This window comes from Pandoraea sp. B-6, assembly GCF_000282835.1.
GTDB lineage: Bacteria > Pseudomonadota > Gammaproteobacteria > Burkholderiales > Burkholderiaceae > Pandoraea > Pandoraea cepalis.
Genome location: NZ_AKXS01000145.1, coordinates 1 through 24,955, shown reverse-complemented (window position 1 = coordinate 24,955; position 24,955 = coordinate 1). Strand labels below are relative to the sequence as shown.

The 24,955-nt window shown below is 62.2% G+C and carries 22 protein-coding genes; 5 read left to right on the top strand and 17 right to left on the bottom strand.

The window, feature by feature from the left end; all coding sequences use genetic code 11:
* Both A985_RS0101040 and aceE read right to left on the bottom strand, forming a co-directional pair.
* On the bottom strand, positions 1-277 hold a 277-nt coding region (locus A985_RS0101040; protein WP_017231578.1), incomplete at its 3' end, for a biotin/lipoyl-containing protein.
* A gap of 95 nt (positions 278-372) precedes the next feature.
* Positions 373-3,060, bottom strand: coding sequence for a pyruvate dehydrogenase (acetyl-transferring), homodimeric type (gene aceE / locus A985_RS0101035; protein WP_017231577.1), 2,688 nt, complete (start codon positions 3,058-3,060; stop codon positions 373-375).
* 342 nt (positions 3,061-3,402) lie between these two features.
* Between aceE and A985_RS23730 the strand changes: the two genes are divergently transcribed.
* The 5 genes from A985_RS23730 (at position 3,403) to A985_RS0101015 (ending at position 10,001) form a co-directional block, all read left to right on the top strand.
* Entirely contained in the window at positions 3,403-5,886 is a 2,484-nt protein-coding gene (locus A985_RS23730) for a PAS domain-containing sensor histidine kinase (RefSeq protein WP_039829656.1), read from the top strand.
* Positions 5,883-6,527 carry a response regulator transcription factor gene (locus A985_RS0101025; RefSeq protein WP_017231575.1) on the top strand — a complete coding sequence of 215 codons (645 nt, stop codon included), beginning with the start codon at positions 5,883-5,885 and terminating at the stop codon, positions 6,525-6,527. The genes A985_RS23730 and A985_RS0101025 overlap by 4 nt, the downstream gene beginning before the upstream one ends.
* A 70-nt stretch (positions 6,528-6,597) precedes the next feature.
* Positions 6,598-6,741: a hypothetical protein gene (locus A985_RS27995; protein WP_157211311.1), complete on the top strand. Its 144-nt coding sequence runs from the start codon at positions 6,598-6,600 to the stop codon at positions 6,739-6,741.
* A gap of 91 nt (positions 6,742-6,832) precedes the next feature.
* Positions 6,833-7,687: a bifunctional methylenetetrahydrofolate dehydrogenase/methenyltetrahydrofolate cyclohydrolase FolD gene (gene folD / locus A985_RS0101020; protein WP_017231574.1), complete on the top strand. Its 855-nt coding sequence runs from the start codon at positions 6,833-6,835 to the stop codon at positions 7,685-7,687.
* Positions 7,688-7,922: 235 nt separating this feature from the next.
* The gene (locus A985_RS0101015; RefSeq protein WP_017231573.1) at positions 7,923-10,001 is read left to right on the top strand and encodes a M3 family metallopeptidase; all 2,079 of its coding nucleotides are present in this window, start codon (positions 7,923-7,925) and stop codon (positions 9,999-10,001) included.
* Positions 10,002-10,082: 81 nt separating this feature from the next.
* Here the strand turns inward: A985_RS0101015 and A985_RS29740 are convergent, their stop codons facing one another.
* The 15 genes from A985_RS29740 to A985_RS0100940 all read right to left on the bottom strand — a co-directional run.
* Positions 10,083-10,718, bottom strand: a complete 636-nt coding sequence (locus tag A985_RS29740; protein WP_369751538.1) for a DUF4189 domain-containing protein — start codon at positions 10,716-10,718, stop codon at positions 10,083-10,085.
* 276 nt (positions 10,719-10,994) lie between these two features.
* Complete coding sequence (locus A985_RS0101005) at positions 10,995-11,531, bottom strand: phosphoribosyltransferase (RefSeq protein WP_017231571.1); 537 nt, start codon at positions 11,529-11,531, stop codon at positions 10,995-10,997.
* 27 nt (positions 11,532-11,558) lie between these two features.
* Positions 11,559-12,899 carry an adenylosuccinate synthase gene (locus A985_RS0101000; RefSeq protein WP_017231570.1) on the bottom strand — a complete coding sequence of 447 codons (1,341 nt, stop codon included), beginning with the start codon at positions 12,897-12,899 and terminating at the stop codon, positions 11,559-11,561.
* A 74-nt stretch (positions 12,900-12,973) separates the two neighbouring features.
* Positions 12,974-14,134, bottom strand: coding sequence for an ATP phosphoribosyltransferase regulatory subunit (locus A985_RS0100995; RefSeq protein ID WP_017231569.1), 1,161 nt, complete (start codon positions 14,132-14,134; stop codon positions 12,974-12,976).
* A 38-nt stretch (positions 14,135-14,172) separates the two neighbouring features.
* Positions 14,173-14,364, bottom strand: a complete 192-nt coding sequence (locus A985_RS0100990; RefSeq protein ID WP_017231568.1) for a DUF2065 domain-containing protein — start codon at positions 14,362-14,364, stop codon at positions 14,173-14,175.
* Positions 14,365-14,435: 71 nt separating this feature from the next.
* Positions 14,436-15,338 carry a protease modulator HflC gene (hflC, locus tag A985_RS0100985; protein ID WP_017231567.1) on the bottom strand — a complete coding sequence of 301 codons (903 nt, stop codon included), beginning with the start codon at positions 15,336-15,338 and terminating at the stop codon, positions 14,436-14,438.
* Positions 15,339-15,350: 12 nt separating this feature from the next.
* The gene (gene hflK / locus A985_RS0100980) at positions 15,351-16,703 is read right to left on the bottom strand and encodes an FtsH protease activity modulator HflK (protein ID WP_026131523.1); all 1,353 of its coding nucleotides are present in this window, start codon (positions 16,701-16,703) and stop codon (positions 15,351-15,353) included.
* 221 nt (positions 16,704-16,924) lie between these two features.
* On the bottom strand, positions 16,925-18,094 hold the full coding sequence (gene hflX / locus A985_RS0100975) for a GTPase HflX (RefSeq protein WP_017231565.1): 1,170 nt from the start codon (positions 18,092-18,094) through the stop codon (positions 16,925-16,927).
* Positions 18,095-18,193: 99 nt separating this feature from the next.
* The gene (gene hfq, locus A985_RS0100970) at positions 18,194-18,430 is read right to left on the bottom strand and encodes an RNA chaperone Hfq (protein ID WP_010807283.1); all 237 of its coding nucleotides are present in this window, start codon (positions 18,428-18,430) and stop codon (positions 18,194-18,196) included.
* A 126-nt stretch (positions 18,431-18,556) separates the two neighbouring features.
* Positions 18,557-19,894 carry a ribosome biogenesis GTPase Der gene (der, locus tag A985_RS0100965; RefSeq protein WP_017231564.1) on the bottom strand — a complete coding sequence of 446 codons (1,338 nt, stop codon included), beginning with the start codon at positions 19,892-19,894 and terminating at the stop codon, positions 18,557-18,559.
* A gap of 77 nt (positions 19,895-19,971) precedes the next feature.
* Positions 19,972-21,147: an outer membrane protein assembly factor BamB gene (gene bamB / locus A985_RS0100960; RefSeq protein ID WP_026131521.1), complete on the bottom strand. Its 1,176-nt coding sequence runs from the start codon at positions 21,145-21,147 to the stop codon at positions 19,972-19,974.
* 98 nt (positions 21,148-21,245) lie between these two features.
* On the bottom strand, positions 21,246-21,875 hold the full coding sequence (locus A985_RS0100955) for a tetratricopeptide repeat protein (RefSeq protein WP_017231562.1): 630 nt from the start codon (positions 21,873-21,875) through the stop codon (positions 21,246-21,248).
* A gap of 32 nt (positions 21,876-21,907) precedes the next feature.
* Complete coding sequence (gene hisS / locus A985_RS0100950; RefSeq protein ID WP_017231561.1) at positions 21,908-23,284, bottom strand: histidine--tRNA ligase; 1,377 nt, start codon at positions 23,282-23,284, stop codon at positions 21,908-21,910.
* Positions 23,285-23,305: 21 nt separating this feature from the next.
* On the bottom strand, positions 23,306-24,586 hold the full coding sequence (ispG, locus tag A985_RS0100945; RefSeq protein WP_039829649.1) for a flavodoxin-dependent (E)-4-hydroxy-3-methylbut-2-enyl-diphosphate synthase: 1,281 nt from the start codon (positions 24,584-24,586) through the stop codon (positions 23,306-23,308).
* A gap of 18 nt (positions 24,587-24,604) precedes the next feature.
* The coding region (locus tag A985_RS0100940) for a DUF4115 domain-containing protein (protein ID WP_017231559.1) at positions 24,605-24,955 on the bottom strand (351 nt) is incomplete at its 5' end.

Here is a 24,955-nt window from a genome sequence, read left to right as displayed (position 1 = left end):
GGGCTGCCGCCGCACTGGCTTGCGCGCCCGAACCGTTGGCGGTCTCGAGCGTCAGAATAAGAGAACCCTCAGATACTTCATCGCCGACTTTCAGGCTCAGCGCCTTGATGATGCCAGCGGCCGGGCTCGGCACATCCATCGTCGCCTTGTCCGATTCCAGCGTGATCAGGGCCTGCTCGGCATCGATCTTGTCGCCCGCCTTGACCAGCACGTCGATGACGGGCAAGTCCTTGAAGTCACCGATATCGGGGACTTTCACTTCGATCACTTGACTCATTTTCCACAGTCTCCTCGAGGCTGCGCTTGACGCGCGGCGCGCCCCGCCTGCCGCTTGAGGCGGCTGGCGGGCGCACGCGCCGCGCGAAGCGGCCTTTAGACGGTCATCGGGTTGGGTTTGTTCGGATCCAGGTTGTACTTGGCAATCGCTTCGGCAACCTTGGTCGCCGGCAGCGTGCCTTCGTCGGCCAATGCCTTGAGGGCAGCGACCGTGACCCAGTTACGATCCACCTCGAAGAAGTGACGCAGCTTCTCGCGCGTATCCGAACGGCCGTAGCCGTCGGTGCCGAGCGCCACATAACGACCCCGCACGAAGGGGCGAATCTGATCGGCGTACGTGCGGATGTAGTCGGTCGATGCGATGACCGGACCACGGGTGTCGTTCAGGCACGACTCGACATGCGACAAACGCGCCGGCTCGGTCGGGTGCAGCAGATTGTGGCGCGCCGCGTCGTTACCTTCGCGGGCCAGCTCCGTGAAGCTCGGGCAGCTCCACAGATCCGATTCGACGCCCCAATCGTTCTTGAGCATTTCGGCGGCGGCGATCACTTCGTTGAAGATCGTACCCGAACCCAGCAGTTGCACGCGCGGTGCCTTGCTGTCGTCCGCCCCGCGACGGAACGCGTACATCCCCTTCAGGATGTCCTGCTCAACGCCTTCCGGCATGGCCGGATGCGGGTAGTTCTCGTTCATCACGGTCAGGTAGTAATAGACATCTTCCTGATCCTGCACCATGCGACGCAGGCCGTCCTGAACGATCACGGCGAGTTCGTAAGCGAACGTCGGATCGTACGGCAAACAGTTCGGAATCGACGACGCCCACAGCAGCGAGTGACCGTCTTCGTGCTGGAGACCTTCGCCGTTCAGGGTCGTACGACCGGCCGTGCCGCCCACGAGGAAACCGCGAGCGCGCATGTCGCCGGCCGCCCAGGCCAGGTCGCCCACGCGCTGGAAGCCGAACATCGAGTAGAAGATGTAGAAGGGGATCATCGTCTCGCCGTGCGTCGAGTACGACGTGGCGGCCGCGATCCAGTCGCACATGCCACCGGCTTCATTGATGCCTTCCTGCAGAATCTGACCGCTCTCCGATTCCTTGTAGAACATCAATTGATCCTGATCCTGCGGGATGTAGCGCTGGCCGACCTGGCTCCAGATACCAATCTGGCGGAACAGACCTTCCATACCGAAGGTGCGGGATTCGTCCGGCACGATCGGCACGATACGCTGGCCCAGCGCCTTGTCCTTGAGCAGCACGTTGAGAATCCGCACGAACGCCATCGTCGTCGAGATCTCGCGGCCTTCGGCGGTCGCCTTGAGCAGGGCATCGAATGCGGACAGCGCAGGCACCGGCAACGATGCGGCCTTGGTGCGACGCTGCGGCAGATAGCCGCCCAGCTCCATGCGGCGCGCGCGCATGTATTCGAGTTCCTTCGAGCCTTCCTCGAACTTCAGGTACGGCACGTCGGCGATCTGGTCATCCGCGATCGGCAGCTTGAACTGGTCGCGGAATTTCTTGAGCGACTCCACCGGCATCTTCTTCTGCTGGTGGGTGATGTTCATGGCCTGACCGGCCTCACCCATGCCGTAGCCCTTGATGGTCTTGGCCAGAATGACCGTCGGCTGCCCCTTGTGCTGGGTGGCCGCCTGGTATGCGGCGAAAATCTTGTGCGGATCGTGGCCGCCGCGGTTAAGCGCCCAAATGTCTTCGTCTGACCAGTCGGCGACCATCGCCTTGAGTTCCGGCGTATTGAAGAAGTTCTCGCGCACGTACGCGCCGTCCTTCGACTTGTAGGTCTGATACTCGCCGTCAACACACTCCATCATGCGCGTCATCAGCAGACCCTTCTTGTCGCGGGCGAGCAAGGTGTCCCAGCGGCTGCCCCAGATCACCTTGATGACGTTCCAGCCGGCACCGCGGAACTCCGATTCGAGTTCCTGGATGATCTTGCCGTTACCGCGCACCGGGCCGTCCAGGCGCTGCAGGTTGCAGTTGATCACGAACACGAGGTTGTCGAGATGCTCGCGACCGGCCATGCCGATGGCGCCGAGCGATTCCGGCTCGTCCGTCTCGCCGTCGCCGAGGAAGGCCCAGACCTTGCGGCCCTCGGTCTTCACGATGTTGCGCGACTCGATGTACTTCATGAAGCGCGCCTGGTAGATCGCCATGATCGGGCCCAGGCCCATCGACACCGTCGGGAACTGCCAGAAGTCAGGCATCAGCCACGGGTGCGGATACGACGACAGACCGCCGCCGTCCACTTCCTGGCGGAAGTTCTCGAGCTGGGGCATTTCCAGACGGCCCAACAGGAAGGCGCGGCTGTACACACCCGGCGACGAGTGGCCCTGCACAAAGACCAGGTCGCCACCGTGCTTGTCGGACGGCGCATGCCAGAAATGGTTGAAACCAACGTCATAGAGCGTTGCGGCCGAGGCGAACGACGCGATGTGACCGCCGACGTTCGTGTCCTTGCCGGCGCGCAGCACCATCGCGATCGCATTCCAGCGCGTGTACGAGCGAATCTTGTGCTCGACATCCTGATCGCCGGGGATACGGGCCTGCTGGTCGAGCGGGATGGTGTTGATGTACGGGGTATTCGCCGAGAACGGGTGATGTTCGCCGTTGATGCGGGCGAACTCGATCAGCTTCTCGAGCAGGTAGTGGGCACGCTCTGGGCCCTCGGCCGCCAGCACGCCTTCGAGCGAGGCCAGCCATTCTTGCGTTTCTTGGGGATCGGCGTCCGCGGGGGACACGATCTTGAGGGCTTCTTCAGGTACGGCGGACATGGTGTCTCCTTGTCTGTCGTTAGCGGGTTGGCGTGACGGTCGAATCCCGCTTTATGGACGGGCCCACCGGCTTTTTTACCGGGGCATTGTACGAAGGTTACTCCCGCCTTCGCAAGCGAAATTTCAGATTACGATAGTAAATTTTATAATGCGGAATTCTGCTGCGGTGCACATAAAATCAATAGGTTGCTGGTGCCATCACACCACGATTTTCCAGCGTACCGATCGGTCTCAAGAGCAAATTGCGCGGCCGTCTTACGCAAAAGCTCGGAGGCTTCCGAAAAGCAAGCGGTCGCCGTTGATGGCAGCGGGAAACCGCCCGGCCTGCGCTACAATCTCGCCATGCTTTCGCCCCGCCTTGCCAATTCCGCTCCGCCGTCCCGGTCCGCCGCTACGTCTGCCCGCTCCAACCGTTGGTTGCAGGGGTTCGCGGAGTCGCATTACTACTTGCTGGTCCCGCTCGTCTCCATTGTGATCTTTCTCGTGGTGATGAGTCTGATCCTGTGGAGCCTGAACCGCCGGGAGACGGAGCAACAGCAGGACACGCTGTATCGGAATGTGGCATGGGCGCAGCAACAGATTCGCCTCAACATGCTGGCCATTCAAGATCAGATCAGCTCGCTTGCGCGCGACACGGCAGCCAAGCCGCAGGACGTTGCGCACTTCCAGAATACGGCGAACGAAGTGATGCAAAATCATGCGGACATCGTCTTCATGAATTGGCTGGACGCGTCGCAGCGTCCCAAGTGGGCGGCGCCGGCGGATTCCCCGTTCGCGTCGCGGTTGCAGGGCTCGGCGCAGCATCCAATGGAAGACGAATTATTGGTCGCGTTCCGCGCCGCCCGCGATTCGCGCCGCTCGGCCTATTCCACCCTGATTTATGACGCCTCGGGCGCAAGCTACATCGTTGTACAGGTGCCCGTGCTGCGCGAGCGCGAGTTCCTCGGCACGATCAGTGCGGTGTATTCGGTGGAAGGCTTGCTGATCCACGAGTTGCCGCAGGAGCTTGGCGACAAGTTCAAGGTGTCGTTCATCGACACTCACAACAACGAGCTGGCAACGACATCGACACGCCCGCCGTTACCGCGCGATGTCTCCTACGAGTTGCTCCTCGATCCCCCCGGGCACAGTCTCGCGGTGCGCATCTACTCGTATCCTGCCGTCGGCAATTTCGTCAACAACACGCTGGTGTGGCTGATCGCCGGCTTGTCGTGCTTCGTGCTCTGGAGCCTCTGGAGCCTGTGGCGGCATACGCGCCAGCGCTTCGAGGCACAGCAGGCGTTGTTCAACGAGACGTCGTTCCGGCGGGCCATGGAGAACTCCATCGTCATCGGCATGCGTGTGCTCGACCTGCAGGGCCACATTACTTACGTGAACCCCGCGTTCTGCCGGATGACAGGCTGGGACGAGCAGGACCTCATGTACCGGGCGCCGCCCTACCCTTACTGGCCCAAAGACGACATCCACGAAATGCAGCGTCGCATCGACATGACGCTGCGCGGCAAGGCGCCCTCGCACGGCTTCGAAATTCGCGTGCAGCGCAAAGACGGCACGATTTTCTACGCGCGCATGTTCGTCTCGCCGCTCGTGGACGCGCATGGCCGTCAGACCGGCTGGATGTCGTCGCTGACCGATATCAGCGAACCCAAGCGGGCGCGCGAGGAACTCGCCGCCGCCCATGAGCGGTTCACGACCGTGCTGGAGAGCCTCGACGCGTCGGTATCGGTACTCGCCGTCGACAAGGCGGAATTGCTGTTCGCGAATCGCTATTACCGTCAGTTGTTCGGTACGCGCCCGGAAGGCCACCTGGAGTTGTCCGGTGGCGGCGAACTCTCCCCTACGTCGCTCGATCACATCGATCTGGTCGATGCCTTTGCCGGACTGCCTGCCGCGTCGCTCACCGACACGGCTGCGCAGACACAGGAAATTTATCTGCCGGCGCACCAGAAATGGTTCGAAGTCCGGCGTCAATATATTCAGTGGGTGGACGGCCACTTGGCACAGTTGCAGGTGGCAACGGACATTACGGCCCGCCGTCATGCGGAGGAGCTGGCCCGTCAGGAAGAAGAACGCCTACAGTTCACGGGGCGTCTGACGACCATGGGCGAGATGGCTTCGTCGCTGGCCCACGAACTGAACCAGCCGCTCGCGGCCATCAACAACTACTGCATGGGCACGGCGGCCCTAGTGCGCGCCGGGCGCACCTCGCCGGAAACGTTGCTGCCCGCGCTGGAAAAAACGTCACAGCAGGCGGTGCGTGCGGGCATGATCATCAAGCGGATTCGCGCGTTCGTGAAACGTAGCGAACCGAAGCGTCAACCCTCGTCGATCTATGAGATCGTCGCGGATGCCGTGGGGCTCGCCGAGATTGAAGCGCGCAAGCGCCGCATTCGCATTGTGACCGAGCTGCCGGCAGGACTGCCACAGATCAACGTCGACCCGGTGCTGATCGAACAGGTGCTCGTGAATCTGCTCAAGAACGCCGCCGAGGCCATGCACGGCTATACGCCGCCGCCCGGCCAGCGTCGCGACCTGAGCGTGCGTCTGCACGTGGAACGGCGAGATAAATCGGTCGAATTCCAAGTCTCGGATCATGGACCTGGGGTGGACGAGGCCACCATCGAACGATTGTTTGAACCTTTCTTTAGCACTAAATCGGACGGCATGGGCATGGGCCTGAATATCTGCCGTTCGATCATCGAATCACACCACGGCCGTCTGTGGGTAGAAAACAATGACGTCGACGGCGTGCGGAATGGTTGTACTTTTTGTATTCTGTTACCGTTAGAAGGCGATACGACATCCGGATCCGGGGGAGGACTATGACGACACCCAACACCACTATCGAACAAGAAACCGTCTTCGTCGTTGATGACGACGAGGCGGTCCGCGACTCGCTTCGCTGGCTACTCGAGGCCAATGGCTACCACGTACGAGGCTTTGCCAGTGCCGAAGAATTCCTTTCGCACTACAACGGGCATCAGCTTGGCTGCCTGATTCTGGATGTCCGCATGCCGGGCATGAGCGGCCTGGAACTTCAGGAAAAGCTGGTCGAGAACCGGTTCAACATTCCCATCATCTTCGTGACGGGCCATGGCGACGTGCCGATGGCCGTCGACACGATGAAGAAGGGCGCGATGGACTTCATCGAAAAGCCGTTCGACGAAGCGGAATTGCGTGCTCAAGTCGAGCGGATGCTCGCAAAAGCACGGCAAGACGCCAGCAGCCAACGCGAGTTGCAAGCCGCCGAGGATCTGCTGTCCAAGCTTACAAGTCGTGAACATCAGGTGCTCGAGCGCATCATTGCCGGCCGCCTGAACAAGCAGATCGCAGACGATCTTGGCATCAGCATCAAGACGGTCGAGGCGCACCGCGCCAACATCATGGAGAAGCTCAACGTCAACACCGTTGCCGACCTGCTCCGCCTGGCACTCTCGAAACGTTCCGGCGGATCGCCTCGCCCCTGAACCCGGTCGCCGCCCGCCGTCCGCTCGCCATCGCGCCGGCTGACTGACGGGCGGCCGAAATGCCGGACCCATGACCGGTAGCATCTCGACCGGTTGCGGTGGCATGATGCTGCTCGCCAAGGAGACGCGGCGAGCAGCGTCAGCCGTGCAGCGCCGTAGCTCGCTCGAAGCCGCCGCCGCGCCCCCTCCCGCGCGTTGCGGCGCGCCGCTATAATACGGTCTTTGCGCCTGTCACCTGCCTGACCGGCGCGGCCGTATCCGGCCCCTCGGGCCAGCCCCCATCCTTCCTACGATATCCACGCATCATGACCGCCACCCTCATCGACGGCAACGCCCTCGCCAAACGTATTCGCGCCGAAGTTGCCACCCGTGCCGCCGTTCTGACCGCCCGCGGCCACCAACCCGGGCTTGCCGTGGTGCTGGTCGGCGAGGATTCGGCCAGTCAGGTCTACGTGCGCAACAAGGTCAAGGCCTGCGAAGACAACGGCCTGTATTCCTCGCTCGACCGCTATCCGGCCGATCTGACGGAAAGCGCCCTGCTTGCCCGCATCGATGAACTCAACCGCGATCCTAAGATCAACGGCATCCTCGTTCAACTGCCCCTGCCTAAGCACATCGACAGCCACAAGGTGCTCGAAGCCATTGCGCCGGAAAAGGACGTCGACGGTTTTCACGTGTCGAATGCGGGCGCCCTGATGACGGGGGCACCGCTGTTCCGCCCGTGCACGCCCTATGGCTGCATGAAGATGCTCGAGTCCGTCGATTTCCCGCTGCGCGGGGCGGTGGCCGTGGTAATCGGCGCGTCGAACATCGTTGGCAAGCCGATGGCGATGATGCTGCTCCAGGCAGGCGCCACCGTCACGATCTGCAACAGCAAGACGCGAGATCTGGCCGCGCACACCCGCAACGCTGACGTCATTGTCGCGGCCGTGGGCAAGCGCAATATCGTCACGGCCGATATGGTCAAACCGGGTGCGGCAGTCATCGACGTCGGCATGAACCGTGACGACGCGGGCAAGTTGTGCGGCGACGTCGATTTCAACGGCGTCAAGGATGTGGCCGGCTATATCACGCCGGTACCGGGCGGCGTGGGACCGATGACGATCACCATGCTCCTCGTCAACACGCTTGAGGCCGCCGAGCGCGCCCTCGACGCCTGATCGTCAGCACCGCGCGTCACGCCGGGCGTGCTCGACCTCTCGGTCGCGCGCGCCCTTGTTGCTTTTGGGCCCGTGGTGGAATCGCCGGCGTAAGCCGTTGAATGCCGGCCGGGCGTCGCACTCCAGGGATTCCGCCGCCAACACGCCCAATCGGACCGGTTGAAAAAAACGACTGGAAAATTGCCCGGGATGCCCCCACACTCTTCGTAAGCCCCTCCCCGTGGACAACGAACGCATGAATACGCCACAAACCAACCCTCTGCTCGATATCCAGGGACTTCCCCGTTTTGCCGAGATCCGCCCCGAACACGTAACGCCCGCCGTCGACGTGCTCCTGGCACAAGCGCGTGCGGCTGTGGACAAGGCTGCAGATCCCTCCACGCCGCCGACGTGGGCCAACATTCTCGACGCCGTAGAAGACGGCACCGAAGGTTTGGGCCGGGCCTGGGAAATCGTTGGACACCTGAACGCCGTCGCCGACACCCCGGCGCTTCGCGCGGCATACGGCGATAACCTGCCGCGCGTCACCGAATTCTCCGCCAGCGTCGGCCAGAATCTGGCGCTGTTCGAAAAGTACAAGGCCATTGCAGCCGGCCAGGAATTCGCAGACCTCTCTCCGGCTCGCAAGAAAATTCTCGACAACGAGATGCGCGGCTTCCGATTGGGCGGCGCCGAACTTCCTGAAGACCAGAAACCGCGATTCGCCGACATTCAGGAAGCACAGGCGGACCTCGCCAAGCGCTTCTCGGATCACGTGCTCGACGCGACCAACAAATTCTCGCTTGTCGTGACCGACGAGCAGGACCTCGCCGGCCTGCCCGACGACGACAAGGCCGCGGCACGTGCCGCCGCACAGCGAGACGGCCTGGACGGCTGGAAATTCACGCTACATTTCCCCTCGTACTTCCCGGTGCTGCAATACGCCGACAATCGCGCGCTTCGCGAAACGCTGTACCGGGCCAATGTGACCCGGGCTTCCGAACTCGGCCCGCAATTCGGCAACGGCGAGGCGGACTGGGACAACACCGAGATCGTTGTCGAGCAACTCGCGCTGCGCCGCGAGGAAGCACACATGCTCGGCTTCAAGAACTACGCCGAGGTATCGCTCGAGCCCAAAATGGCGGAATCGCCCGCGCAAGTCCTCGAGTTCCTCGAAGACCTCGCCCGCCGCGCGCGTCCGTACGCCGAGCAAGACTGGGCCGAACTGCAAGCGTTTGCCGCCGAGTCGCTGGGCATCGAGAAGCTGCAACCCTGGGACACGACCTACGCATCGGAGAAGCTGCGCCAGCAACGCTACGATTTCTCGGAGTCGGAAGTCCGTCAGTATTTTCCGTTGCCCAAGGTGCTCGACGGTCTGTTTCGCGTGGCCGGCACGTTGTTCGGCGTGACGATTCGCCCGCAGGATGCCGAAACGTGGCATCCGGATGTTCGCTTCTTCCGCATCGAGCGCGATGGCGAACTCGTGGCGCAGTTCTACATCGATCTGTTCGCCCGCGAAGGCAAGCGCGGCGGTGCCTGGATGGACAGTGCCCGCACACGCAAGCGCCTGCGCAACGGCACGCTGCAAACGCCGGTGGCGTACCTCGTGTGCAACTTCCCTGCCCCCGTCGGCGACAAGCCGGCGTTGCTGCCGCATGACGACGTCATCACGCTGTTCCACGAGTTCGGGCACGGCCTGCATCACATGCTCACGCGAGTGGAAGATGCCGGCGTGGCGGGCATCAATGGCGTCGAGTGGGATGCTGTCGAGTTGCCGTCCCAGTTCATGGAGAACTTCTGTTGGGAGTGGGATGTGCTTGAGCACATGACCGCTCATGTGGAGACGGGTGCCCCGCTGCCGCGAGCCCTGTTCGACAAGATGCTGGCCGCCCGCAACTTCCAAAGCGGTTTGATGATGCTGCGTCAGTTGGTCTTCTCCGACTTCGACATGCACCTGCATTACGATTTCGATCCGCACGGCAACGAGTCGGTGCTGTCGCTTTCGCAACGCATCAACGATCGATTGCACGTTACGCCTCAGGCGGATTTTTCGCGTTGGCCGAATACTTTCAGCCACATCTTTGCAGGCGGCTACGCGGCCGGATATTACAGCTACAAGTGGGCGGAGGTGCTGTCGGCGGATGTGTATGCGGCGTTTGAAGAGGCGGCGAAGGTCAGCGGCTCAGTCCTCGATACCGCCACCGGCGCCCGCTACCGCGATGAAATTCTCGCGGTGGGCGGCAGTCGCGAAGCAATGGCGTCGTTCATTGCGTTCCGGGGTCGCGCACCGGAAGTCGATGCCTTGCTGCGCCACAGTGGCATGTCGGCAAGCTGACGCACCGCATCAAGTCAGCGAGGAATGAACAACGGGCGCCTCTGTGCGCCCGTTGTTTATCGTGATACAGGATGCACACCATCATTCATCTTCGTCACAGCCGTTCGGTCGCCAAACATATTGGCTCGTTCCCTTATCGAGACAGTGAGCCGCCTGGAAGCGAATGATGCATCCGTTTTCATACGTTCGCACGCATGCACCTTCGACGCATCGCGTCTGCATGCGAACCACCTGCCCGGTAGGAATCCGGCAGGGTGCGGGCGACACTGACGCCGCCTGTGGTGTCGGCAAACGCCTCCCCGGGCGCTGACCGCTATCGAACCAAACCTGTGCGCTATCGAGCGAACATTGCCCTGCGCGCTGACACACGGCGAAGGCGTCCTGAACGGCAGACGTCTGCGTGTCACCCAGCGCAATGCCGATCTCTCCATTGACTGCACGCACGACCGCCCAGTAAGCCGGCCCATTACCGGACATCAACACGTCGCATCGCCCGCCCCGGCGACCGGAAGCCAGTTGGGCTCGGCAACGATCCAGCGCGGCGACCTTGGCCTTTGCCATCGACGTCTGGTCGGTCACCGACACATACCGAATCCCGCTCGCGGTCCGCACCCCGGCCACCGCCGACGCCGCGACACTCGGCGTGCTGGCGATCGCCAGCACGCTCGCGAGGCCTACTGTGCAAATCAAGGGATAGGAACGCCACCACTGATTCATGACGTGACCGCCGCCGCGCGATTTCCAAAAGTTGAGATTCATACGGCATCAGATCACATCGCCCAAACCGACGAAGCCTCAAGCAGAAGGGAAATCAGTCGCCATATGGCATCGCCGTAAGCCCGTTCGATCGCCCCGCGATCAAGTGACATCGCACCAACGACGCACGCTCAAAACAAAACAGGCGGCGCATCTCACGATGTCACCGCCTGCTTTGTCGGGGCTCCCCCCTTGCCGAACGCCGCCTAGCGGCATGTTCAGCCATCCCGTCGTCGCTCAGGTGCCGCGCTTGATCCACGCCGACAAATTGTGCGGACGCAGCGTGTCGTACTCTTCGAACGGCTGGTGAATCCACGGATTCGTCGGCAGGAAATCGACCGCGTAATCGGGCGCCACTTTCGAACACGCCTTGTGCCACAGCACCGCCGAGCGCACGTCTGTCACCTTTGGGAAACGCTCCTTGAGGTGCTTGCCAACGCGCTCGAGCGTCACGCCCGAATCGACCAGGTCGTCGACCAGCAGCACGCGACCTTCCAGCTCGCCGCGCGTGATGGTGATGAAGTGAGCGATGTCGAGGTCACCGCGAACGGTCCCTTCGGCTTCACGATAGGAACTGGTCGCCAGAATCGCGAGCGGCACGTCGTAGATGCGCGCGAGTTGATCGCCCACACGCAAGCCACCCCGGGCCAGGCACAGGATCTTGTCGAACTTCCAGTTCGATTCGTAGACCTTGAGCGCAAGTCGCTCGATGAGCCGATGATACTCGTCCCACGAGACCCAAAGGTTCTTGTCGTCGTTTTGGGGTAGATTCATGGTGTGCTGTGCCAACGCTACGGTGCTTCAGTGCTTGAACGGGTGACGCAACAAGATGGTTTCGTCACGATCCGGGCCGGTCGACACCATGTCGATCGGAATACCGCTCACCTCTTCAATGCGCTTCAGATAGTTCTGCGCCTGAGCCGGCAATTGGTCCCATGCCGTCACACCCACCGTGCTCTGCGACCAGCCGGGGAAGTCTTCGTACACCGGCTCGCATCGCGCCACATCCACCGCACCACGGGGCAGGATGTCGACCGTCTTGTCGCCAATCTTGTAGCCGACACACAGACGCACCGTGTCGAGACCGTCGAGCACGTCGAGCTTGGTCATGCACAGGCCGGTCACGCCGTTGATCTGAATCGAGCGCTTGAGTGCTGCGGCATCCATCCAGCCGGTACGGCGCGGGCGGCCCGTCACCGAACCGAATTCCTTGCCGACCGTGGCCAGTTGCAGGCCGATCGCTTCCTGACGGGCGGGGTTGTCCGCATCGTACAGTTCGCTCGGGAACGGCCCCGCACCCACGCGAGTGCAATAGGCCTTGGTGATGCCCAGCACGTAATGGAGTTGTTGCGGACCGACGCCCGCGCCAGCCGAAGCGGCACCCGCGACGCAATTGCTGCTGGTCACAAACGGATACGTACCGTGATCGATGTCGAGCAACGTGCCCTGGGCGCCTTCGAACAACAGGTTCTGGCCTTCTCGGTTGGCCGCGTAGAGCATCTGCGACACGTCGGCGATCATCGGCTGCAGACGCGCAGCGTAGCTCAGCATCGTATCCAGCGTTTCCTGGAAGTCGACGGCCTTCGCGCCCAAATACTGTGTCAGGACGAAGTTGTGATAATCGAGGGTTTCACGCAGACGCTCGGCGAAAGTCTCCGGATCGAAGAGATCCTGCACGCGCAGCGCACGGCGGCCGACCTTGTCTTCGTAAGCCGGGCCGATGCCGCGACCGGTCGTACCGATCTTGCCGGCGCCGCGACGGGCTTCACGCGCCTGATCGATGGCGACGTGATACGGCAGAATCAGCGTACAGGCTTCGGAAATGCGCAAACGACCGCACACATTCAGGCCCGCGCTTTCCAACTCCTCGATTTCCTTGAACAGCGCTTCCGGCGAGAGCACCACGCCGTTGCCGATGTAACAGGTGACGTCCTTGTGCATGATGCCCGAGGGAATCAGGCGCAGAATTGTCTTCTTGCCACCAATGATGAGCGTATGTCCGGCATTGTGGCCACCTTGAAAACGCACCACGCCTTGCGCGTGATCGGTCAGCCAGTCGACGACCTTACCCTTACCTTCGTCGCCCCATTGAGTTCCGATAACGACGACGTTGCGCCCCTGATTCAAAGCATTGCCGGACATAACAATAGTTGGTTTGGTTAAAAACGTATTCTACCCGTGTTGGCGTAGGCTAGTGCCGCTTTTTTCAGCGACGTTCACCGGGGTGTCACAACCCATTGGCCCGCTTTTTCGACAAGGACGCGGTCGCCCGTGAACTCCTCGAAATCCTGATCGTGGCCCGGCAGCATGCGAATAACGACTTCACCCGCGTTGCGCAGGCTGTCGATCTTCGCGCGCAGCCCCGGCACATCGTCAGCCGGCGCCAAAATCGCGTTACTCCGCGCTTCGACCGGGGAAATCGCAGCCAACTCACGCAAATCCAGCGAAAAGCCCGTTGCCGGACGGTCTCGACCAAACGCCTGGCCCACCTTGTCGTAACGGCCGCCGCGCGCAATCGCATTGGGGATGCCGTCGACATAGGCCGCGAACATCACGCCGCTGTGGTACTGATAGCCACGCAGATCGGCCAGGTCGATCGACAATACGGCCGGCCCGTCCTTGCTTTGCGCCGCCGCCAGATAGGCCAGATCGTCGAGTGCCGCCCTCACGCCGGGCAGGTCCGGCAACGCCTTGCGGGCACGAGCGAGCGTCTCGGCCGGTTCGCCATACAGCGTGGTCAGCGCCAGCAAGGCATCGCGCAGGCTCGCCGGAAGATCGCGGGTCAACGCCTCGAGCTGCGGCACGTCCTTCGTGGCCAATGCCCCGAACAACTCGCTCTCGACGGCCTCAGCGGCCGGCACGCCCTCGATGAGCGCTTCGAGCACACCGGCGTGGCACAAATCGATGCGGATCTGCTTCAGACCGGCAAGCTGGAGACAGTAAAGCAGCAGTTCCTGGATCTCGAGATCGGCTTCGAGCCCGCTGTGCCCAAAGATCTCGGCACCGATCTGGAATGGCTCGCGCGTCGCCAGCAGATTACGCGGACGCGTAAATAGCACGCTTCCGGCATAGCACAGCCGCGTCACGCCCTTCCGATTGAGCAAATGAGCGTCGATACGGGCAATCTGCGGGGTAATGTCCGCACGCAGGCCCATGGTGCGCCCGGAAAGCTGATCGACGAGCTTGAACGTGCGCAGATCGAGGTCATGGCCGGTGCCGGTCAGCAGCGACTCGACGTACTCGAGCATCGGCGGCATCACGAGTTCGTAGCCGTAGGTACGGAAACGGTCCAGCATCAGCCGGCGCAGATCTTCAATCTTGCGCGCCTCGGAAGGCAGCACGTCGGCGATATTTTCGGGGAGTAGCCAGTTCGGCATGGGTATTTCGGTATTCAGGCGGCGCGAGAAAGCGCCTTTTAGTGGTCGGCCAGCAGCATCAGAATCAGCCCCAGCGAGACGGCGGCCAAACCGAAAAAGCGAATCTGGCCGGACGGCATTTCCGTTATTTTACGAAAACTTTGCCGCCACCGGTCTGGTGCGACAAACGGAAACATTCCCTCGACAATCAGCATGAGGGCCAAAGCGAGAAGAATCGTGCTGGTGCTCACAGGGGACTCGGCCAAAATGCCACCGCCCGCGATTGACGCGGGCGGTGGCAGCTACTCGGATGTCAAGGACGCTATTTTCGCGCTTTTCCGGCCGGCGCGCCAGCCGCACCGCCGGAACCACGCATGAATCGGAAGAAATCGCTGTTCGGATCGGCAATGATCACGTCGCGCTTGTCACGGAAGGTCGCCTTGTACGCTTCGAGGCTCTGATAGAACTGAGCGAACTGCGGATCGCGACCGAACGCCTGCGCGTAGATACCGGCAGCCGTCGCATCGCCCTCCCCCTTGACCTGCTGCGCCTTGGCATAGGCCTCCGCCACGACCACGTCGCGCTGGCGGTCGGCATCGGCGCGAATCTGCTCGGCCTCGGCCGCGCCGGTCGAACGCAATTCGTTCGCCACGCGCTTGCGCTCCGCCGCCATCCGGCTATAGACCGAATCGCTGATACCCGCGGCCAGATCGACCCGGCGCATCCGCACATCGACAATTTCGATGCCGACTTGCGCAGCGTCCTCGCCGACCTTCTGCTTCACCCACTGCATGACCTGATCGCGCTGCGACGACACGACCTCGGTCACGGTGCGCTTGGTGAACGCTTCCTGCAACGCCGAGCGAATCTGCTGCGTCAGACGATCCTGCGCGAGGCGGCTATCTCCCTTGAAGCTGACATAGAACTTGCGCGGATCGACAATACGCCACTTCACGTACGAGTCGACGATCAGGTTCTTCTTCTCGGCCGTGATGAAGCGTTCCGGCTCGGGATTGTCGATGGTCATGATGCGCTTGTCCAGATACAACACGGTCTGGAGCGGCGGCGGCAATTTGAATTTCAGGCCGGGCTGACTATAGACGTCCTTGATCTCGCCCAGCGAGAACACCACGGCATAACGGCGCTGATCCACCACGAACATGGTCGAGGCAAGCACGATCAACAAAACGATCAGCGCGACAATAACGGTTCCAATACGGTTCATGCGCTTATCCCCTTAGCGTGAATCGCGTTCGCGGTTGCGCAGTGCCGCGCGCGATCGATCATGGTCAACATCGCTGCCGTCATCGGCGGCGGGCGCACCCGCGGCCTTCCCCGTGCTGGCGCCCGAGGCCGGTGCCGGGGCCGACGCGTCGCTACGCGAACGCTCCATGATCTTGTCCAGCGGCAGATACAACAAACTATTGTTCTTCGAATCCACCATGATCTTCGTGGTGCGCGAGTAGATCTGCTCCATCGTGTCGAGATACATCCGCTCGCGAATGACGCCCGGCGCCTTCGCATACGCTTCCTGCACCGACTTGAAGCGATCGGCATCGCCCTGTGCCTGCGACACTACGCGCGCCTTGTACCCGGCCGCCTCTTCCGTCAGACGCGACGCCGTGCCCTTGGCGCGCGGAATCACGTCATTAGCGTAGGCCTGCGCCTCATTCTTGGCACGCTCCAGATCCTGGCCCGCCTTCACCGCATCGTCGAACGCAGCCTGCACCTGTTCAGGCGGCTGCACGCTTTGCATCGTCACGCTCGTGACCAGGATGCCGGTCTTGTAACCGTCGAGAATGCGTTGAATCGAGGTGACGAGTTCATTGGCGATTTCTTCGCGGCCAGCGTAGAGCACGAAATCCATGTTGCTCTTGCCGACAATCTCGCGCACGGCCGTTTGCGCGGCCAGATTCACCGACGATTCGGCATCCACGTTATTGAACAGGAACTCGGTGGCGTCCTTGATGCGGTACTGCACGGCAAAGCGCACGTCGATGATGTTCTCATCGCCGGTGAGCATCGACGAGTCCTTCAGATCGGTGTCGCGAATGGTGTTCGAGCGGCCGATTTCGACCGAACGGATCTGCGACATGTTGACGATCTCGACCGCCTGGAACGGATACGGCAGGCGCCATTGGATACCCGACGTCGTGGTGTACTTGTACTTGCCGAATTGGGTGACGACGCCGACCTGCCCTTCCTGGACGATGAAGACGCCCGTTGCCAGCCAGATCAGGAATGCCAGCGCGACGACCACGCCGACGCCGATACCCGAGCCACGCGAGCCCCCGGCGCCGCTACTCGAGCCACCGTTACCGCTCCCGCCGCCCTTGCGGCCGAAGATACGGTTAAGACGCCGATTGAAATCGCGCCAAAGTTCGTCGAGATCGGGCGGGCCGTCCTGCTGCGGACCTTGCGGTCCGCGCTGCGGCTCCTTCTGATCCTGCGAATTCGGATTGTTCGAACGATCGGGGCGGTTCGGTTCCTGATTACCGGACGGCGTATCGCCGCCGCCGTCCCGCCCCCAGCGCGGGTCGTTCAGGGAGAAGATCAAGCCAACTCGTCGCATCAAAGCTTTTGGAAGCATAGGTAGAAGCGTGGTGACTGAAGCGGTCTTGGCGTTGCGACCGGCGCGCCCACTTCGGAGTGCGCATGCTGCCGGTTCGCGCGTGGTTCCCGAATCTGGTATGCCGATCGGCGGCCTTGACCGGCCTCCGTCTGGTCTCTTGCCAGGTCGTCGCCCTCGTTGGGCCGTGCTGCCGGAAATCCCCGTGGCAAGCTCCGCCCTACATGGTGCGACGTCTCGTGTTATCTGTCTTCTGCGCGCGGCGCATCGGTCCAACGGTCGATAAGCCGGACATCGGGCGCTTCTTGCAGCGATTGTAACCCACCCGTACCGGCCACAACCGCCTCGCTGATGGCCTCGCGCAGCAGGTCGAGCCCTTCGCCAGTGCGCGCGCTCAAAAAGACTCGCGTGATGCGCCCGGCTTCATCCCGTTCGATTCTCGGGCCTTGCGCGGCCAGTTCCGGCACCGCATCGATCTTATTCCAGACGAGAATCTGCGGGATGTCCGCCGCATCGATCTCCGCCAAAACGGCGTTGACCTCGGCCATCTGCTCCTGACGCACCTGACTTGAGGCGTCCACCACATGCAACAGCATGTTGGCGTGCACCGTTTCCTCAAGCGTCGCCCGGAATGCCGCCACCAACTGGTGCGGCAGCTCGCGGATGAATCCGACAGTGTCAGACAGCACGATGTTCCCGACTTCGCCAAGATAAACGCGACGCGACGTCGTATCGAGCGTGGCAAACAGCTGATCTGCGGCGTAGGCGTTGGCTTTCGTCATCGCGTTGAAAAGCGTGGATTTGCCTGCGTTCGTGTAGCCCACGAGCGAAATCGACATGGTGCCGCTGCGCTGACGCGCACGTCGCTGGGTGTCGTGCTGGCGCTGAAGCCGTTCGAGACGCGCAGAAAGCGACTTCACGCGCTCGCCGAGCAGGCGACGATCGGTTTCCAACTGCGTTTCACCCGGCCCGCGCAGACCGATACCGCCCTTCTGACGTTCCAGGTGAGTCCAGGCGCGCACGAGGCGCGTGGACAAATACTGCAACTGTGCGAGTTCGACCTGCAGCTTGCCCTCATGACTCTTGGCGCGTTGGGCAAAGATATCGAGGATCAGGCTGGTACGATCGACCACACGGCACTGCAGCAGGTGTTCGAGGTTACGCTGCTGACCGGGGGTCAGGGCGTGATTGAAAATCACCAGTTCGACATCGTACTCGTGGATCGCGGCACGCAGTTCTTCGGCTTTGCCACTGCCGATGAACAGCTTCGCGTCCGGGCTACGGCGACGGCCGGTAACGGTCACGACAGGCGTGGCGCCTGCGGATTGCGTCAGAAGGTCGAGTTCTTGGAGACTGGCTTCGAAATCGAGTTTGCCGAAATCGATGCCGACGAGCGCGGCGTTGATAGTCAAGCTACGCGGGGAGTGGGTATTGGGGCTGTTGGACAAGAGCGGGCGATGGGGAAGAGAAATTCGCCCGGCCGGAGTGACTCCCGGTCGGGCGAGCCTGAATCAGGACTGCTCGGCTTCCGGATGGAAATTCACCGGACGCGCAGGCACGACCGTCGAAATGGCGTGCTTATAAACCATTTGGGTGACCGTGTTGCGCAGCAGGACGACATACTGGTCAAACGACTCGATGTTTCCCTGCAGCTTGATACCGTTGACCAGATAGATCGAGACGGGAACATGCTCCTTACGCAAGGCGTTCAGAAACGGGTCTTGTAGAAGTTGCCCTTTGTTGCTCATATATAACTCCGTTGTATTTTTAGCAAATGACCGTAAGTCAAGGCGTGTGCGCGCTTCCCGCCTTGACTTCCACACTATAGCTGATTTTGCTAGCGTCGCCAGCAAAACCCCGCCCGGGTTTGGCTTTCATTCGCCCTTGGCGTAAGGGTTCGCGCTGTTGCGAAACTCTATGCGTAATGGAGTGCCCTTCAACTTAAAAGTTTCCCGGAAACGATTCTCCAGATAGCGGCGATAGCTGTCGGTCACGCCATCGAGACTATTCCCGTGGATGACGATGATCGGCGGATTCGAGCCCCCTTGGTGCGCGTAGCGCAACTTCGGACGCGAGAACCCGGAACGCCGGGGCTGCTGGTGCTCCACCGCCTCGTTGAGGGCGCGCGTGAGCTTCGGCGTCGGCAACTTGGTCATGGCCGCCGCGTACGCATCGTCCACCGAGCGCATCAGCGGGCCAATGCCCGTGGACTTCGTCGCCGAGATAAAGTGAAAATTCGCAAAGCCAAGGAATTTGAGTTTTCGCTCAAGCTCCTGCTTGATCTGGTCGCGCGAATACTCGTCCAGCCCGTCCCACTTGTTCACGCCGACGACCACCGCACGTCCCGACTCGACGATGAAGCCGGCAATGTGCGCATCCTGATCGGAGATGTCCTGACGGGCATCGAGCATGAGGATCACCACGTTCGCATCGGCAATCGATTGCAGTGTTTTCACGACCGAAAACTTTTCAACCGCTTCGAACACCTTGCCACGACGACGCAGCCCGGCCGTATCGATCAACGTGTAGTTTCGCCCCTGACGCTCGAATTCGATGTGGATCGAATCGCGCGTGGTCCCCGGCATGTCGAACGCGATCACGCGCTCTTCGCCGAGCAGCGTGTTGACCAGTGTCGACTTGCCAACGTTAGGACGCCCGACGATCGCGATCTTCACTCGCCCGTCGTCGCGCGTGCTGTCCTCGTTCTCGTCCTGATTGGCATAGAACGGCGCGATGGCTTCGTCGATGACTTCCTTGACGCCGTCGCCGTGTGCCGCCGAGATCGCCAGCGGATCGCCCAGGCCGAGTTCGTAGAAGTCATTCGCGACCGCACTGTACTTCATGCCCTCGGCCTTGTTGACCACGAGCATGATCTTGCGTCCCGTCTTGCGCAGATAGTCCGCGATGATCTGGTCTTGTGGCGTCAGGCCCTGACGCCCGTCCACGATATAGATCACCACGTCGGCCTCGACCACGGCCTGGCGCGTCTGCTTGGCCATTTCGTGGAAAATGCCGTCCTTGGCCACGGGTTCGAAGCCACCGGTGTCGATCACCAGGTACGGATGCTCGCCAACGCGCCCCTCGCCATAGTGACGGTCGCGCGTGAGCCCGGGCATGTCGGCGACGAGCGCGTCGCGCGAGCGGGTCAAACGGTTGAATAGCGTCGATTTGCCGACGTTGGGGCGCCCTACGAGCGCGATCACGGGTTTCATGAATAAGCCTAAAAACGAAGACGGCCGGCGCGCTGCCGGCCGTTCCCGGAAAATGCCCGGGTGCTGCCGGTCACCGGTTAATCCGGACGGAAGCCGTAAATGTTGCCGTCGCGCGTTTGCACGACCAGCGTCTGGCCGGCGAGAATCGGCTGTGCGCTGATCGCACCACTGAGCTTGACGCGGGCGAGCAGTTCGCCGTTCTCACGCGACAGGAAATGCAAATAGCCCTGCTTGTCGCCCACCACCACGACACGGCCGAGCGCCAACGGCGCCGACAAGTCGCGGTACTTGAGCTTGTCGTTCTGCCACAGTGTACTGCCATCGGCAGCGTTGAAAGCGTAGACGGCGCCGTCGGTGTTGACCGCCGCCACGACACGCTCGTCCTGCGTCACACCATTCGGCGACGAAAAATCACGCGCCCATAGGCCATTGCCGGTCTGCACATCGGCGCATCCCACCCGGCCCTGGAACGTGGCGCCGCACACCTGGCGGCCGAAGACGACCGGCGTGCCCGTAACGTCGTTCACACGCTCCACCTCGGTCACGCCCTTCGGGTACGACAGCGGCGTGACCCAAAGCGGGTTGCCGGTGTTGGCATCGAGCGCCACCAGCTTGCCCCCCGGGAAGCCCGTCACGACCGCACGATCGCCCAAAAACGTCATGCCAGTCCCGGTGCGCAGTGTGAGCGTCGACGTCGGCTGCGAGTACGACCAGCGCACCGAACCGGTGGCGGCGTCAAACGCCGTCACCCGGTTGTTGATCGCGCGCACGACGACCAGACCCCGACCGACCAGCGGCGCCGTGAGCACTTCGCTACCGGCGTTCGCCTTCCAGGACGACTTGCCGTCGTGATCGAACGCGATCACGTCGCCCTTGTGCGTGGCGACGACCGTCGTCTCGCCATCGCTGCCCGGACCGGCGGTGATGTTCGTATCCGCCTTGGCCGACCAAGTCGACGCACCCGTGTCGGCATCCACGCGCACGATGCTGCCGTTGGCGCCCGCCGCGAACACGGCGTTGCCCACGGCGACCGGTGCGAAGCTATAGGCGCCGGACTTACCGACGCTCGCCGTCCATATCTGCTTGACGTTCAGCGCCTGCTTGATCTCCGTGAGCGGCGTCGGCTCGTGCGCCGGCTTGCTGCCAAAGAGTCCACACCCTCCCAGCGTACCCAGCACGGCCAGCATCGTCACGGCGCTGCCCGCGCGCTTGAAAATGCCACGGCGCGTCGAGACGGACTGTGACGTGGCCATCGTTTGCGGCATCGATCGACGGAAGTCGTTAAAGATCATCATGTACCCGATTTTGCGTTATGGGAGGGTAATACTTGCCAACGGAATGCCGACGCGCGTCAGGCCCCCAGCGCGTCGAGCTTGAACTGAACGAACTGGCGCATGCCCGAGTCCTGCTTATCGAGCTTGTCGAGTGCCAGCTTGTATGCGGCCCGCGCGTCGGCCATCTTGCTCTGTGCGACGAGCACGTCGCCACGGCGATCGGCAAACAGCCCGGCATACGGTGCAGGCGGATTGTCGAGCAGCTTGAGCGCCTCGTCGTACGCCTTCTCGTCGAGCAGCACGCCGGCCAGACGCAGCTTGGCGAGTTGCTTGTACTCGTCGTCTTTCGCGTTCGACACAGCCCATTGCAGTTGCGCTTTCGCGAGCGCCACGTCGCCCGCGTCCGCCAGCGACTTGGCCGCCAGTAGCGCCGTCATCTGGGCGTAAGGCGTGCCGCTGAACTTGCTTTCCATGTCCGACGCGATACGCGCCACCTTCGCCTTGTCCTTGGCGTCGATCGCGGTTTCCAGCTCGCCGTAAAGCACACCGGCCTCGACAGTCTGCTTGCGGTCGTAATAACGCCACAGGTTCCAGCCACCATAGGCCAGCATGATGACGACCAGCATCCAGACAACGTAATTGCCGTACTGCTTCCACCAGGCCTTTACGTTCTCGATCTGTTCCTGTTCCTCGTGATAGCTGCTCATTCGCCGGGGTTCTCCGTGTCTGGCGTCTTGGGTTAGTGAAGCGTCGTGTTCGCCGTGCCGTCATCGGCCAGGCTTTCGTTCACGCTTTCGTCGGCACTGGCGACGATGGCGTCGATCAGGTGTTCCGCGAGGGCCTCGAACGCCACGCTCGTCTGGTTGTTCGCCGGATCGGCGGCACGCAGATGCTTGACGACGACGGTACCCGACGCTACTTCGTTTTCACCGACGATGATGGCGAAGTTCGCGCCGCTCGCATCCGCTCGCTTCATTTGCGACTTGAAGCTGCTGCCCTTGCCGTCCGGGCTGCAATGGAACACGACGTTCAACCCGGCGTCGCGCATGCGTTCGGCCGCGATCAAGGCCGGCGCAACCGCCGCCTCACCCTGGTGCACGACGTAGACGTCGGCCCCTTCGGCCTGCGGCACGAGGTCGTCTTCGCGCAACAATTCGAGAATGCGCTCAACGCCCATCGCCCAGCCGCACGCCGGCGTGGCGTCGCCACCCAGTTGCTCGACCAGCGGATCGTAGCGGCCGCCACCGGCGACCGTACCCTGCGCGCCGAGCTTGTCGGTCACCCATTCGAACACGGTCAGGTTGTAGTAATCCAGACCGCGCACCAGACGCGGATTGATCGTGAACGGAATGTTGTTCGCCTTGAGCAGCGACTGCACGCCTTCGAAGTGCTTGATCGAGTCCTCGCCGAGATAATCGATGAGTTTCGGCGCCCCTTCGACCATCGCCTGCATCGCCAGGTTCTTCGTATCGAGCACGCGCAACGGATTCGTGTAGAGACGGCGCTTGCCGTCTTCGTCGAGCAGGTCGACGTGCTTCTCGAGATAGGCAATCAGATCGGCGCGATGACGCGCACGCTCTTCGCCCTGGCCCAGCGAGTTCAGTTGCAACTGGATGCCGGTCAGGCCGAGATCGTCCCACAGGCGCTGGCACATCAGGATGATTTCGACGTCCGCATCCGGGCCGGCAAGCCCCAGTGCTTCAACCCCCACCTGGTGGAACTGGCGATAGCGGCCGCGCTGCGGCTTCTCGTGGCGGAACATTGGACCGAAGTACCACAGGCGCTTCGGGCCGCTGTACAGCAAATTGTGTTCGAGCGTTGCCCGAACCGCCGCAGCCGTTCCCTCAGGGCGCATCGTGAGCTGCTCGCCGTTGAGCGAATCGGTGAAGCTGTACATCTCCTTCTCGACGATATCGGTCACTTCGCCAATACCGCGCGTGAACAACGACGTATGCTCGAGGATCGGCGTGCGGATCTGCTGATAGCCGTACGCGCGCAGCATGGCGCGCACCGATTCCTCGAAAAACTCCCATAAGGCCTCATCCTGCGGGAGGATGTCGTTCATGCCTTTGACCCCGGCCAGTTTGGCGGGGCGCTTCTTCTTTGCGTCAGTCATATTTTCTTGTGTCCTGCCTGCTTAGGCGGTGACCGCCCCTTCGGTCTGAGCGTAGCGGGTCTTCACGTACTCGTCGACGATCTGCTGGAACTCTTCGGCGATGCGATCGCCGCGCAGCGTGCGGACCTTTTCGCCATCGACAAAGACCGGCGCGGCCGGCGATTCGCCCGACCCCGGCAAGCTGATGCCGATGTTCGCGTGCTTCGATTCCCCCGGACCATTCACGATGCAGCCCATCACCGCCACGTTCATGGTCTCGACGCCAGGATATTGAGCCTTCCATACCGGCATTTGTTCACGCAGATATGTCTGAATACTGGAAGCGAGTTCCTGGAACACCGTGCTCGTCGTGCGGCCGCAACCCGGGCAGGCGATGACCATCGGCGCGAACGCACGCAGGCCCATCGTCTGCAGAATTTCCTGCGCCACGACAACTTCCGCGGTACGCGCACCGCCCGGCTCGGGCGTAAGCGAGATGCGGATCGTATCGCCGATCCCTTCCTGCAGCAGCACCGACAGCGCCGCCGTCGACGCCACGATACCCTTCGAGCCCATGCCGGCTTCGGTCAATCCCAAATGCAGCGCGTAGTCGCACCGCTTGGCCAGTTCGCGATACACGGCGATCAGGTCCTGCACGGCGCTCACCTTACACGACAGCAATATCTTGTCGGCCGACAGACCCACGCGCTGCGCCAACGCCGCCGACTCGAGCGCCGACGTGATGAGCGCTTCGTACATCACGCTTTGCGCGTCCCAGGGCTGGGCACGAGCAGCGTTCTCGTCCATGATGCGCGCGAGCAACGCCTGGTCCAGGCTGCCCCAATTCACGCCGATTCGCACCGGCTTGTCGTACTTGATCGCCATTTCGATCATTTGCGAGAACTGCGTATCTCGCTTGGCGCCCTGCCCGACGTTCCCCGGATTGATGCGGTACTTCGACAACGCCTCGGCGCATGCCGGGTAGTCGGCGAGCAGCTTATGGCCGTTGTAGTGGAAGTCGCCCACGAGCGGCACGGCTACGCCCATGCGATCGAGTTGATCGCGAATCGCCGGCACCGCGGCGGCCGCTTCGGGGGTGTTCACCGTGATGCGCACCAGTTCCGAGCCCGCCTGCGCGAGTTCCTTGACCTGAATGGCCGTACCGATCGCGTCTGCGGTATCGGTGTTGGTCATCGATTGCACGCGAATCGGCGAGTCGCCACCGACCGTCACGAGCTGGCCGCCCCAGCGAATGGCGACCTTACGCGACTGACGACGAGGTGCCGGACCGCCGATGATCGGCATGCATTCTACAGAAGCCATGATTACCCTCTTTCGGTCTCACTGCAGCGTCAGACGCGCCACGTTACCCGCATTGCGGGACTTGATCTCGACCGGTTGACCGTTGAATTCCAGCGATTCGACGCCCGCCACGTTGCCCACAACGATCTTGAGCGGCGCATCGCCCGTAATTTCCTGTGCGGTACCCGCGCGCATCAGCTGGGAGAACAGCACCTTGCCGCCCTTCGAACGCACTTCGACCCAGCTATCGGATTTCAGCCGCAACGAAATCTTGCCGGTCCCGGGCGCGACCGCGCTGACCGCAGATGCCGGCGCGGGCGCTGCCGCCAAAGGCGAACTCGCCCCGGCGAGCCCGGCAACCACATGCGTCGGGTCGGCCGCGGCGATCAG

Excerpts from the sequence above, each read along its gene's own strand:
- folD (WP_017231574.1), top strand. The coding sequence starts at position 6,833 with ATGACCGCCACCCTCATCGACGGCAACGCCCTCGCCAAACGTATTCGC.
- hfq (WP_010807283.1), bottom strand. The coding sequence starts at position 18,430 with ATGAGCAACAAAGGGCAACTTCTACAAGACCCGTTTCTGAACGCCTTG.
- A985_RS27995 (WP_157211311.1), top strand. The coding sequence starts at position 6,598 with ATGACCGGTAGCATCTCGACCGGTTGCGGTGGCATGATGCTGCTCGCC.
- ispG (WP_039829649.1), bottom strand. The coding sequence starts at position 24,586 with ATGGCTTCTGTAGAATGCATGCCGATCATCGGCGGTCCGGCACCTCGT.
- A985_RS0101015 (WP_017231573.1), top strand. The coding sequence starts at position 7,923 with ATGAATACGCCACAAACCAACCCTCTGCTCGATATCCAGGGACTTCCC.
- A985_RS0100955 (WP_017231562.1), bottom strand. The coding sequence starts at position 21,875 with ATGAGCAGCTATCACGAGGAACAGGAACAGATCGAGAACGTAAAGGCC.
- A985_RS0101005 (WP_017231571.1), bottom strand. The coding sequence starts at position 11,531 with ATGAATCTACCCCAAAACGACGACAAGAACCTTTGGGTCTCGTGGGAC.
- A985_RS23730 (WP_039829656.1), top strand. The coding sequence starts at position 3,403 with ATGCTTTCGCCCCGCCTTGCCAATTCCGCTCCGCCGTCCCGGTCCGCC.
- hflC (WP_017231567.1), bottom strand. The coding sequence starts at position 15,338 with ATGAACCGTATTGGAACCGTTATTGTCGCGCTGATCGTTTTGTTGATC.
- aceE (WP_017231577.1), bottom strand. The coding sequence starts at position 3,060 with ATGTCCGCCGTACCTGAAGAAGCCCTCAAGATCGTGTCCCCCGCGGAC.
- hflK (WP_026131523.1), bottom strand. The coding sequence starts at position 16,703 with ATGCTTCCAAAAGCTTTGATGCGACGAGTTGGCTTGATCTTCTCCCTG.
- A985_RS0100995 (WP_017231569.1), bottom strand. The coding sequence starts at position 14,134 with ATGCCGAACTGGCTACTCCCCGAAAATATCGCCGACGTGCTGCCTTCC.
- A985_RS0101000 (WP_017231570.1), bottom strand. The coding sequence starts at position 12,899 with ATGTCCGGCAATGCTTTGAATCAGGGGCGCAACGTCGTCGTTATCGGA.
- der (WP_017231564.1), bottom strand. The coding sequence starts at position 19,894 with ATGAAACCCGTGATCGCGCTCGTAGGGCGCCCCAACGTCGGCAAATCG.
- A985_RS29740 (WP_369751538.1), bottom strand. The coding sequence starts at position 10,718 with ATGAATCAGTGGTGGCGTTCCTATCCCTTGATTTGCACAGTAGGCCTC.
- bamB (WP_026131521.1), bottom strand. The coding sequence starts at position 21,147 with ATGGCCACGTCACAGTCCGTCTCGACGCGCCGTGGCATTTTCAAGCGC.
- A985_RS0101025 (WP_017231575.1), top strand. The coding sequence starts at position 5,883 with ATGACGACACCCAACACCACTATCGAACAAGAAACCGTCTTCGTCGTT.
- hisS (WP_017231561.1), bottom strand. The coding sequence starts at position 23,284 with ATGACTGACGCAAAGAAGAAGCGCCCCGCCAAACTGGCCGGGGTCAAA.